The sequence below is a fragment of the Streptomyces huiliensis genome, from assembly GCF_020037025.1.
GTDB classification, from domain to species: Bacteria; Actinomycetota; Actinomycetes; order Streptomycetales; family Streptomycetaceae; genus Streptomyces; species Streptomyces huiliensis.
Genome location: NZ_JAIQLH010000070.1, coordinates 32,839 through 44,534, shown reverse-complemented (window position 1 = coordinate 44,534; position 11,696 = coordinate 32,839). Strand labels below are relative to the sequence as shown.

Annotated in this window: 9 protein-coding genes; all 9 read left to right on the top strand. The window is 72.1% G+C overall.

The window, feature by feature from the left end:
• Positions 1 to 167 precede the first annotated feature (167 nt).
• The 9 genes from JNW98_RS14705 (at position 168) to JNW98_RS14665 (ending at position 11,634) form a co-directional block, all read left to right on the top strand.
• A complete protein-coding gene (locus JNW98_RS14705; RefSeq protein WP_223768654.1) occupies positions 168 to 1,784 on the top strand; it encodes a cytidylyltransferase domain-containing protein in 1,617 nt (538 codons plus the stop codon).
• A gap of 341 nt (positions 1,785 to 2,125) precedes the next feature.
• Positions 2,126 to 3,157, top strand: a complete 1,032-nt coding sequence (locus JNW98_RS14700) for an N-acetylneuraminate synthase family protein (protein ID WP_223768653.1) — start codon at positions 2,126 to 2,128, stop codon at positions 3,155 to 3,157.
• Positions 3,158 to 3,170: 13 nt separating this feature from the next.
• Positions 3,171 to 4,445, top strand: coding sequence for a hypothetical protein (locus tag JNW98_RS14695; protein ID WP_223768652.1), 1,275 nt, complete (start codon positions 3,171 to 3,173; stop codon positions 4,443 to 4,445).
• 132 nt (positions 4,446 to 4,577) lie between these two features.
• Positions 4,578 to 5,828 (top strand): amidohydrolase, encoded by a 1,251-nt coding sequence (locus JNW98_RS14690; RefSeq protein ID WP_223768651.1) that lies wholly within the window; start codon positions 4,578 to 4,580, stop codon positions 5,826 to 5,828.
• 129 nt (positions 5,829 to 5,957) lie between these two features.
• Positions 5,958 to 6,989, top strand: coding sequence for a BMP family lipoprotein (locus JNW98_RS14685; RefSeq protein WP_223768650.1), 1,032 nt, complete (start codon positions 5,958 to 5,960; stop codon positions 6,987 to 6,989).
• A 256-nt stretch (positions 6,990 to 7,245) separates the two neighbouring features.
• Positions 7,246 to 8,850, top strand: coding sequence for an ABC transporter ATP-binding protein (locus JNW98_RS14680; RefSeq protein ID WP_223768649.1), 1,605 nt, complete (start codon positions 7,246 to 7,248; stop codon positions 8,848 to 8,850).
• Positions 8,847 to 9,953 carry an ABC transporter permease gene (locus tag JNW98_RS14675; RefSeq protein ID WP_223768648.1) on the top strand — a complete coding sequence of 369 codons (1,107 nt, stop codon included), beginning with the start codon at positions 8,847 to 8,849 and terminating at the stop codon, positions 9,951 to 9,953. Before JNW98_RS14680 ends, JNW98_RS14675 begins: the two co-directional genes overlap by 4 nt.
• On the top strand, positions 9,950 to 11,242 hold the full coding sequence (locus JNW98_RS14670; protein ID WP_223768647.1) for an ABC transporter permease: 1,293 nt from the start codon (positions 9,950 to 9,952) through the stop codon (positions 11,240 to 11,242). Before JNW98_RS14675 ends, JNW98_RS14670 begins: the two co-directional genes overlap by 4 nt.
• Positions 11,239 to 11,634, top strand: coding sequence for a cytidine deaminase (locus JNW98_RS14665; RefSeq protein ID WP_223768646.1), 396 nt, complete (start codon positions 11,239 to 11,241; stop codon positions 11,632 to 11,634). The genes JNW98_RS14670 and JNW98_RS14665 overlap by 4 nt, the downstream gene beginning before the upstream one ends.
• Positions 11,635 to 11,696 lie beyond the last annotated feature (62 nt).

The window sequence follows — 11,696 nt, the reverse complement described above, 5'->3', positions numbered from 1 at the left end:
GCCGGCCGTGACGTCCTGCGCGGGGCGGCCCGCGGGGCGTACCGGCACGGCGTGCAGCGGGTGGCGCCCGTCATCCGGCGGCTGGGGGAGCTGTGAGCCCGCCGGCCGGCCCCCGCCGCCCCGCGCCGGGCGGCGCGGCCGGAGCACCCGAACCCGAGGAGTCCCCGATGCCCTCCGTTCTCGCCGTCGTCCCCGCCCGGGGCGGATCCAAGGGGGTGCCGGGCAAGAACCTGGCGCCCGTCGGCGGGATACCGCTCGTCGCCCGCGCCGTCCGCGCCTGCCGCGCGGCCGCGCTCGTCACCGACGTCGTCGTCTCGACCGACGATCCCGCCGTCGCCGCCATGGCCCGCGCGGCCGGCGCGGAGGTCGTCGAACGCCCCGCGGCCCTCGCCGGGGACACGGCGACCAGCGAGGCGGCGGTGCTGCACGCCCTGGACGCGTACGAGTCGGCGACCGGCAGGGCGGTGGACACCGTCCTCCTCGTCCAGTGCACGAGCCCGTTCCTGACCGCCGACGACATCGACGGCGTCGCCGCGCCCGTGCTGCGGCGGGAGGCGGACTGCGCGCTCACGGTGGCACCCTTCCACGGTTTCCTGTGGCGGGAGGGGCGTGGGACGGCCCGCACGGCGGACGGGCCGTGTCCGACGGAAGCGGAGGACGTGCCGGACGAGCTGTATGTGTCTGACGGGGTAGGCGGGTTGCGTGTGCCGGGGGTGCCGAGGAGGGCGCTCGTGGCGGTTGGTGAGCACCCGCCGTACGCTGCGGGCTCGCCGGAGGGGCCGGACGAGCCGTATGTGCCGGACGGGCCGGGCGGGTCGCGGGTGCCGCGTGACGGGCGACCGCCGTTCGCCCCGGGCACGCCGGACGAGTCGGGCCAGCCGGACCAGCCGCGTGTGCCGGACGCGCGCGAGGCGCCGGACGCGGCGGACGATTCCACCGCCACTGCCGCCACCGCGCTCCGTCGGCCTGCCACCATGCCCCCGCCCGTCGTCACCGGCCGCCCCGCCGCCGAGCCCCTGCCCACCGGCGCCCGGGGCGTCAACCACGACGCGTCCCACCGGCCCCGCCGCCAGGACCGGCCGCAGGACCTGCTGGAGACCGGGGCCGCCTACGCCATGCGGGCCGACGGGTTCCGGACCGCCCGGCACCGCTTCTTCGGCCGCGTCGAGCCCGTCCGCACCGACCCCGCGCGCGTCCTGGAGGTGGACGACCCCGCCGACCTGGCGCGCGCCCGCGCCCTCGCACCCCTCCTGGACGCGGCGGTGCCACCCCCTCCGGCGGACACTCAGGCCGGCACTCCGGACGGCTTCCCCGGGCGCGACGACATCGACGCCGTCGTCCTGGACTTCGACGGCACGCAGACCGACGACCGGGTCCTGGTGGACGCCGACGGCCGCGAGTTCGTCGCCGTGCACCGCGGCGACGGTCTCGGCGTCGCCGCGCTGCGCCGCGCCGGGCTGGCGGTGCTGATCCTCTCCACCGAGGTCAACGGCGTGGTCGCCGCCCGCGCCCGCAAGCTGCGGGTGCCCGTCGTGCACGGCACCGACCACAAGGACGCCGCGCTCAAGGAGTGGTGTGCCGAACAGGGCATCGCCCCCGAGCGGGTGCTGTACGCCGGCAACGACGTCAACGACCTGTCCTGCCTCCGCCTCGTCGGCTGGCCCGTGGCCGTCGCGGACGCCCACCCCGCCGTACGCGCCGAGGCCCGCGCCGTGACCCGCACACCCGGCGGAGCGGGAGCGGTCCGCGAGATCGCGGGACGGATCCTGGGGCCCGAGCTCTGACCCCGGACCTTTCACACACCCGGACCCCTCACGCACCCGTGTCTCCCACGCCCTGCCGCCCCGACGCCCTCCCCTTCCGATGACCCGACGCCCAGCGAAGCCCCGCCCGCCTCCAGGGTGCGCCGCGGCATCCGGCCGCCCGCAGACCCACGAACCCGCGGTTCCGCGCACCCCGGCCGTCCCCACAGGCCACCCGGTCCCGCGGCCCCCAGCCCCACCGACCGCCACCGCCCCGTGGTTCCCGTACGCGGCCCGCGCCGGCCCGTCCGGGTGCCGTGGGGGAGAACCCCACCCACCGCACACCCCACACGAACCGTCCCCACACGAAGGAAACCGCTCCCATGACCTCCAGCTCCACCCCCGGCAGCACCGCGGCCCGCACCCGTCACCTCGGTGACCGCCCGCTGGGCCCCGGGCACCCCGTCTACATCACGGGGGAAATCGGCATCAACCACAACGGCGACCTCGGTACCGCGCTCGCCCTCGTCGACGCCGCGGCGGACGCGGGCTGTGACGCGGTCAAGTTCCAGAAGCGGACCCCGGAGGTCTGCACTCCGCGCAGTCAATGGGAACTCGAACGGGACACTCCCTGGGGCCGGATGACGTACATCGACTACCGCCACCGTGTGGAGTTCGGGGAGGACGAATACCGCAGCATCGACGAGCACTGCCGAGCCCGCGGCATCGCCTGGTTCGCCTCGCCGTGGGACGTCGAGTCCGTCGCCTTCCTGGAGAAGTTCGACCTCCCGGCCCACAAGGTCGCCTCCGCCTCGCTCACCGACGACGACCTCCTGCGCACCCTGCGCGCCACGGGCCGCACGATCGTGCTGTCCACCGGGATGTCGACGCCCAAGCAGATCCGGCACGCCGTCGAGGTGCTCGGGAGCGAGAACATCGTGCTGTGCCACGCCACTTCCACCTATCCCGCCCGCGCCGCCGAGCTCAATCTCCGCGTCATCCACACCCTCCAGGCCGAGTACCCCAACGTCCCCATCGGCTACTCGGGCCACGAGACCGGCCTCCAGACCACCCTGGCCGCCGTCGCCCTCGGCGCCGCCTTCGTCGAGCGGCACATCACCCTCGACCGCGCCATGTGGGGCTCGGACCAGGCCGCCTCCGTCGAACCCGGCGGCCTGCAGCGGCTGGTGCGCGACATCCGGGTGGTAGAGGAGTCGCTGGGGGACGGGGTGAAGCGGGTGTACGAGAGCGAACTGGCCCCCATGCGCAAGCTCCGCCGCGTGCCGGGCGTCGTCGCCGAGGCGGACGAGCGGGGCGACCGGCAAGGCGACACCGACGGGAGCGCAGGGGCCGACGGGACCGCCGGGACCGGACGGGCGGGTCGCTCCGGCGACCGCGAACCGGCCGCGGTCTGACGGGCGCCGGCCGATGACGACACCAGCCGACGGCCCGGCGGACCCGGAGAGCCACGAGCGGCCCGAGGGCGCCGCCACCGAACCCGACCCGGACCCCGGCCCCGCCGAGACCCTGGCCTTCGTGGAGAGCCCCGTCCAGCTCCTCAACGTCCTGGAGTGGGCGCACACCCGCGCGGACGCACCCCCCGCGCCCCCCTCACCGTCTCCGCCCCCGTCCCCACCCCCACCCCACGCCCCCCTGCGCGCCGGGGTTCCCCGCCAGCCCGACCGCCGTACCGCGGACAGCCGTCCGCCCATGGGAGACGGCGCCCGCGACACCGTCATCGTCGTCCTCGCCCCCCACGACCCCATGACCCGCGGTCAGCTGCGCCGCATGGCCGAGCTGGCCCGTGAGCAGGGGTACCGGCTGCGCTGGGAGGAGGCGCGCGGCGGCGCCGGAGCGCCGGTGCAGACCATCGGCGGGCTGGCGGGGCCGCTGCGCGCCGCCCGCCGCGTCGTCATCGGCGACCCGTTCTCGCGCTACGTGCAGCTGCTGCTCACCCTCACCCGGGCCAGGGAACTGGTGGTGGTCGACGACGGCACCGCCACCATGGAGTTCGTCGGCCAACTCGCGCGCGGCGAACGGTTCGTACGCTGGCACCGCCACCGGGGCGGGCGCGCCGGCTGGGGAGCGCGTGAGATCGTCTTCGCGCCGGTGTCCGCTTCGGCGCGCCGGATGCTCACTCCGAACAACCGCCGAAGTGTGGAGTTGTTCACCTCGATGCCGGTCGAACCACCCCCGGGAGTGGCCGTCACGGCGAACACCTTCGCGTGGACGCGCGCGGCCTTCGGCCCGCCGCGCCTCACCCGGAGCACGGACCTCGTCGGAACGTCCCTGGTCGAGACGGGCGTCGTGGAGGCGGAGCGCTACCTGGAGGCAGTCGCCGCGCTGGCCGCGGCGCACGGCGCCACGCGCTACTTCGCGCACCGCCGCGAGAACACCGACAAGCTGCGCCGCATAGCCGGGCGGCTCGGCCTGGAGGTCGTCCGGCCCGAGCTGCCCCTGGAACTGATCGCCCGTCGCGGGCCCATAGGGCGTACGGTGCTGAGCTTCCCGTCCACCGTCGTGCACACGCTGCCGCTCGCCCTGGCCGGCACCGGGGTGACCGTCGCCGTCTGCGACGTCGACCCCGCCTGGCTCACCGCCCACGCCTCGCCGCGCGCCGAGGGCTTCCTCTCCCGCGTCACCGGCAGCGCCCGCGATGTGCGCCGCCTACCGCGAATGTCCGCCCAGGCGAGTACCACCTGACAGTGTCTCGCAAAGGTACGCCGTAAATACGGGTCATACCCCCCTCGAGACCCATCCATGCGGCTGAACTTTTCATGATCGGAGGGCAGTTGCCCTATGCAGGGCTCTACTCTTCAAAGGGTGAATCACCTGATGCCCTGTGAAGCCGCACCCGAAACCTCCGTCGACGATCTTGAAGGCGACCTGGCCAGCGCGCTGCCCGGTCGACTTCCGGCCGAGCTGCGCGCCGAACTCATCGCCTTCCGACGGGACTTGCACATGCACCCCGAGCTGGGGCACCGCGAGTTCCGCACCACCGCGGCGGTCAGGGCCAGACTGGAGAAGGCCGGGCTCCGCCCCCGGACGCTGCCCTCCGGCACCGGGCTGATCTGCGACATCGGGCGGTCCCGGCCGGGCGCCGTGCGCCGGCCGGTGCTGGCCTTCCGGGCCGACCTCGACGCGCTCCCCATCCCCGACACCAAGCAGGTCCCCTACCGCTCCACCGTCCCGGGCGCGGCCCACGCCTGCGGGCACGACGTGCACACCACCGTCGTCCTCGGCACCGGCCTCGTCCTCGCCGCGCTGGCCGAGGAAGGGCTGCTGCCGCACCCCGTCCGGCTGGTCTTCCAGCCCTCCGAGGAGGTGCTGCCCGGCGGCGCCCTGGACGCGATCGAGGGCGGCGCGCTGGAGGGCGTCGGACGGATCGTGGCGGTGCACTGCGACCCCAAGGTCGAGGTCGGGCGGATCGGGCTGCGGACCGGACCCATCACCTCCGCCTGCGACAAGCTGGAGGTGGCGCTGGAGGGCCCCGGCGGCCACACCGCCCGCCCCCACCTGACCACGGACCTGGTGACCGCGGCGGCCAGGGTGGCCACGGAGGTGCCCGCCCTGCTCTCCCGCCGGATCGACACCCGCTCGGGGCTCGCCGTCACCTGGGGGCGGCTGGAGACCGGGCACGCCGCCAACGTCATCCCGCAGCGCGCCGAGCTGTCCGGGACCGTCCGCTGCCTGGACATGGACGCCTGGCGGGACGCCCCCGACCTGGTGCACGCCGCGGTGGACGAGGTGGCCGCGATGCACCGCGCCAAGTCGCAGATCACCTACATCCGGGGCGTCCCCCCGGTGGTCAACGACGCGGAGATCGCCGGGCTGCTGGGCCGGTCGATGGCGGCGCGGCGCGGCGCGGACGCGGTGGAGGACACCGAGCAGAGCCTCGGCGGGGAGGACTTCTCCTGGTACCTGGAGCGGGTCCCTGGTGCGATGGCCCGGCTGGGCGTCCGCCCGGTGGGTGACACGACACGCCGTGACCTGCACCGCGGTGACTTCGACGTGGACGAGGGGGCCATTCAGGTCGGAGTGGAGCTGTTCACGGCCGCGGCTTTGCTTGATCGCAACCAAATGTAGGTTTGGCGGTCGAGTTCGGTTCGCGACGATCCGATAACGGCTTGGGACTAGCCCTTTTCAGGCCATCTACGCGCGTTACGATCCCCTCGAACCAGCGCCAATGGAGGCGCTTCGAGTGAAGGGGCCCTCGTGCGCCGGGTATCCACGATCACTGTCGCGGGCATTGCCACCGCGGCTCTCGCATTCACCCTCACCGCCTGCGGCGAGTCCTCGACCGAGTCGGGCGGCAGCAAGGAAAAGGGTCTCGGTCTCGCCTTCGACGTCGGCGGCCGTGACGACCACTCCTTCAACGAGTCCGCCGCCCGCGGCGCCGACAAGGCCGAGAAGGAGCTGGGCGTCAAGGCCCGCCTGATGACGGCCAAGAACGGCGAGACGGAGGCGGAGCGCGAGCAGCGGCTGAACTCGCTGGCCGAGGCCGGGTACAACCCCGTCATCGGCGTCGGCTTCAACTACCAGAAGTCGATCGAGAAGGTCGCCAAGGACCACCCCGACACCACCTTCGGCGTGGTGGACTCGGTTGCCTCGGGCAAGAATGTCGCGAGCATGACCTTCGGTGAGCACGAGGGCTCCTACCTCGCGGGCGTCGCCGCCGCCCTGAAGTCCAAGACCCACAAGGTCGGCTTCATCGGCGGTGTGAACAACGCCCTCATCCAGAAGTTCCAGGCGGGCTTCGAGCAGGGCGTCAAGGACACCGACCCCAAGGCGCAGGTGACCTCGCAGTACCTGTACCCGAACAACGACAAGGGCTTCAACGACCCGGCCGCCGCCAAGGACAAGGCCAAGGGCATGCTCGACTCGGGTATCGACGTGATCTACACCGCGGCCGGCCTCTCCGGCAACGGCTCCATCGAGGCCGTCGCGGGCCAGAAGGACGCCTGGGCGATCGGCGTGGACTCCGACCAGTACCAGCTGCCGGGCCTGGCCAAGTACAAGGACCACATCCTCACCTCCGTGGTGAAGAACGTGGACGTGGCCGTCTTCGACCTGGTCAAGAGCGTCAAGGACAAGAAGCCGATCACCGGCCCGAAGACCTACCTGCTCAAGGACGGCGGCGTCTCGCTGGTGACCTCGGGCGGCTTCATCGACGACATCAAGGACAAGGTCGAGGCCGCGAAGAAGAAGATCGCGGACGGCCAGGTCAAGGTCAAGGACAAGCCGTAAGCCACGCGGCCGGCTCCGTCCGGCCGTCCGGCTGACCGGGCCCGGCGGGGAACACCCTCGCCGGGCCCGCACATACGCGCCAACGCTACGCGCGTAGCGTCCTGTTGACGCGTGTAGCGTCACCCCCGCCCGTCCGGAGATCTCCACCGTGCCCCCACCCGGTGGACAGCCCGGTGTCACCCCCGCTCCCTTTCCCCGAGGAGAGTGCGCCATCAAAGCGTCCAGCAAAGAGTCCAGCAGCGGCACCGCGCCCGCCGTGGAACTGCAAGGCATCACCAAGCGGTTCCCCGGCGTCGTGGCCAACCACGACATCTGCCTCACGGTCCGCCGCGGCACCGTCCACGCCCTCTGCGGCGAGAACGGCGCCGGCAAGTCCACCCTGATGAAGATCCTCTACGGCATGCAGAAGCCGGACGAGGGCACCATCACCCTCGACGGCGAGCAGGTCAGCCTGCACAGCCCGGCCGACGCCATCGCGCGCGGCATCGGCATGGTGCACCAGCACTTCATGCTCGCCGACAACCTGACCGTCCTGGAGAACGTCGTCCTCGGCGCCGAGAAGCTCCACGGCATCGGCGGCAAGGCCCGCAAGAAGATCAAGGAGATCTCCGACGCGTACGGCCTCGGCGTCCGTCCCGACGTCCTCGTCGAGGACCTCGGCGTCGCCGACCGCCAGCGCGTGGAGATCCTCAAGGTCCTCTACCGGGGCGCCCGCACGCTCATCCTCGACGAGCCGACCGCCGTCCTGGTCCCGCAGGAGGTCGACGCGCTCTTCGACAACCTGCGCGAGCTCAAGGCCGAGGGCCTGACGGTCATCTTCATCTCCCACAAGCTCGGCGAGGTGCTCTCCGTCGCGGACGACATCACCGTCATCCGCCGCGGCACCACCGTCGGCACCGCCGTCCCCAGCGAGACCACGCCCAAGCAGCTCGCCGAGCTGATGGTCGGCGAGGAGCTGCCCTCGCCGGAGACCCGCGAGTCCACGGTCACCGACACGCCGATGCTCACCGTCGAGGGCCTGCGCCTGTCGGCCACCGACTCCGACGGCGTCGTCCGGACCGTCCTCGACGGCATCGGCTTCACCATCCACAAGGGCGAGGTCCTGGGCCTCGCGGGCGTGGAGGGCAACGGCCAGGCCGAACTGGTCGAGGCCATCATGGGCATGCGTGACCCGGACAGCGGCACCGTCACCCTCGACGGCACCGAGATCACCCACGCGCCGACCCGCAAGCGGCGTGAGGGCGGCATCGGCTACATCCCCGAGGACCGGCACCGCCACGGCCTGCTGCTGGAAGCCCCGCTGTGGGAGAACCGCATCCTCGGCCACGTCACGGAGAAGCCCAACAGCAAGGGCGCGCTCCTGGACAACAAGGCCGCCCGGGCCGACACCGAGCGCATCGTCCGCGAGTTCGACGTCCGGACGCCCGGCATCGAGGTCACCGCGGCCTCGCTCTCCGGCGGCAACCAGCAGAAGCTGATCGTCGGCCGCGAGATGAGCCACAAGCCGAAGCTGCTCATCGCCGCCCACCCCACCCGTGGCGTGGACGTCGGCGCGCAGGCGCAGATCTGGGACCAGATCCGCGAGGCGCGCCGCGAGGGACTCGCGGTGCTGCTGATCTCTGCCGACCTGGACGAGCTCATCGGGCTCTCCGACACCCTGCGGGTGATGTTCCGCGGCCGTCTGGTCGCCGACGCGGACCCCGCCACCATCACCCCGGAGGAGTTGGGCTCGGCCATGACCGGCGCCGCGACCGGGCACCTCGAGCACGCCGAGACCCCCGAGACCCCTGAAGAGCCGTCCGCCCCGGCCGACGGCACCAACGACGACAGCGACAGCGCGGAAGGAGGCGACTCCAAGTGAAGAAGTTCGACAAGAACAAGATCATCCTGGGTATCGCCGCCCCCCTGCTGGCGATCGTGGCCGCCGTCGCGATCACCTCGATCATCATCGCGGCCACCGGCAAGGACCCGTTCCACGCCTACCAGGTGATGGTCGACTTCGGTTCGAAGAGCGACAGCCAGGTCTGGATCATCAACAAGGCCACCCCGTACTACCTGTCCGCGCTGGCCGTCGCCATCGGCTTCCGGATGAACCTCTTCAACATCGGCGTCGACGGCCAGTACCGCATCGCGGCCTTCTTCGCCGCCGTCGTCGGTGGCGCGCTCACGCTGCCCGGCATCATCCAGATCCCGATCATCATCATCGTGGCGATGGCGGTCGGCGCCATCTGGGCGGGCATCGCGGGCCTGCTGAAGACCACCCGCGGCGTCAACGAGGTGATCAGCACCATCATGCTGAACGCCATCGGCGCCTCGGTGATCGGCTACTTCCTCCAGGACGGCCGGCTGGCGAAGAAGGAGGGCAACCTGATCCACACGCCCTACCTGCCGGACGCCGCGCACTTCTTCGAGATCCCGACCCAGCCCAAGCCGATCTACGGCTTCGTGATCGTCGCGGCCGTCGCGGGCCTGGCCTACTGGTTCATCCTGGGCCGCACCCGCTTCGGCTTCGACCTGCGCACCGTCGGCCAGTCCGAGTCGGCCGCCCAGGCCAGCGGCGTCAGCGTCAAGCGCATGATCATCACCTCGATGCTGCTCTCGGGCGCCGTCGCCGGCCTCGTCGGCATGCCGACCCTGCTCGGCGTCTCGTACAACTACGGCACCGACTTCCCCACGGGCATCGGCTTCACCGGTATCGCCATCGCCCTGCTCGGCCGCAACCACCCCATCGGCATGGCGCTCGGCGCCCTGCTCTGGGGCTTCCTCGACCGCACCGGCACGCAGCTCGAGTTCGAGGGCTACGCCCAGGAGATCGTCGGCGTGATCCAGGGCGTCATCGTCCTCTGCGTCGTCATCGCCTACGAGATCGTGCGGCGCTACGGCCTCAAGACCCAGCAGCGCAAGGTCGGCGAGGAGCTCGCCGCCCAGGCCCGCAAGAGCGACAAGGCGGAGGTTTCCGCGTGAGTACCACCTTCACCTCCGGGCTCGCCGACCGGCTGAGCGGGAAGAACAAGGGCGACGGCGGGAAGCGGAAGCTCTCCTACCCCGTCGTCATGCTGATCGTGGCGGGCGCGCTGATCCTGCTCTCCGCGCTGCGCGCGATCACCGACGCCAACGACCTGACCGGCTCGGGACAGTTCGGCTCGGCCCTCGCGGCCGCGGTGCCGATCGGCCTCGCGGGCCTCGGCGGCCTCTGGTCCGAGCGGGCGGGCGTCGTCAACATCGGCCTCGAAGGCATGATGATGCTGGGCGCCTTCTCCGCCGGCTGGATGGGCTGGCAGCACGGGCCCTGGGTCGCGGCCGCGGCCGGCATCGTCGGCGGCGCGCTCGGCGGCCTGCTGCACGCGATCGCCACCGTCACCTTCAACGTGGACCACATCATCTCCGGTGTGGCCATGAACATCCTGGCCCTGGGCATCACCCAGTACTTCGCCAAGCTGTGGTTCGGCGCCGAGGGCAGCGACGCCCAGCAGGCGGGCGGCAACGACAAGCAGTCGCCCGTCATGGAGAACATGGGCAACTTCTCCATCCCCGGTCTCGCCGACTGGCTCCACGACGTGGAGAAGCACCACTGGTTCCTCGTCTCGGACCTCGCCGGCATCCTGCGCGGCTTCGTCTCCGAGGTGTCCTGGCTGACGATCGTCGCCGCGCTGCTCTTCGTCGGCACGTTCTTCGTGCTCTGGCGCTCGGCCTTCGGTCTGCGCCTGCGCTCCTGCGGCGAGAGCCCGGTGGCCGCCGAGTCGCTCGGCGTCAACGTCTACACGTACAAGTACGCGGCGGTCGTCGTCTCCGGCGCCCTCGCCGGCCTCGGCGGCGCGTTCCTCGCCATCGGCACCCACATGTACTCCGACGGCCAGACCGGTGGCCGCGGCTACATCGGTCTCGCCACGATGATCTCCGGCAACTGGCGGCCGGGCGGCGTGGCCATGAGCGCCGGCCTGTTCGGCTTCATGGACAGCCTCCAGCTGCGCTCCGGCGGTCCGACCGTCCACGCGCTGCTGCTGCTGATCGCCGTGCTGCTGGTGGGCTTCGCGGTCTGGCGGTTCAAGGGCGGCAAGGTCAAGGCCGCCGGTGCCGCCGCGGTCGTGGCCGTGGCGCTGTTCGTCTGGTTCGCCCTGACGGACACCGTCCCGCTGGAGTTCGTGGACGCGACGCCGTACGTCGTCACGCTGCTGGTGCTGTCGCTGTTCTCGCAACGGCTGCGGATGCCGAAGGCGGACGGCAAGCCCTATCGAAAGGGTCAAGGAAAGTGACCTCTCCCGTTCACTGGGAGGAGCTGCGCGCGGAGGCCCGGGACGCCATGTCCCGGGCCTACGCCCCGTACTCCGGCTTCCCCGTCGGTGCCGCCGCCGTCGTCGACGACGGCCGCGTGGTCACCGGCTGCAATGTGGAGAACGCCGCCTACGGCGTCGCCCTGTGCGCCGAGTGCGGCCTGATCTCCGCCCTCGTCTCCTCCGGCGGCGGCAAGCTGACCGCCTTCACCTGCTGCGACCGCAACGGCGACGTCCTGATGCCGTGCGGCCGCTGCCGCCAGCTCCTCTGGGAGCACGGCGGCCCGGAGCTCGCCGTGGACACGGCCTCGGGGATCCGCCCGCTGGCGGAACTCCTGCCGGACGCGTTTGGGCCCGCCGACCTCGATCGTTGAAGATGTCCTCAAGCGCCGGACGGGCTGACGCGTCAGCCCGTCCGGGTCACTTTCCGGCCCCG

What these genes read in the sequence shown, in the direction of transcription:
- JNW98_RS14705 (WP_223768654.1), top strand. Translation starts at nt 168, where the DNA reads ATGCCCTCCGTTCTCGCCGTCGTCCCCGCCCGGGGCGGATCCAAGGGG.
- JNW98_RS14700 (WP_223768653.1), top strand. Translation starts at nt 2,126, where the DNA reads ATGACCTCCAGCTCCACCCCCGGCAGCACCGCGGCCCGCACCCGTCAC.
- JNW98_RS14695 (WP_223768652.1), top strand. Translation starts at nt 3,171, where the DNA reads ATGACGACACCAGCCGACGGCCCGGCGGACCCGGAGAGCCACGAGCGG.
- JNW98_RS14690 (WP_223768651.1), top strand. Translation starts at nt 4,578, where the DNA reads ATGCCCTGTGAAGCCGCACCCGAAACCTCCGTCGACGATCTTGAAGGC.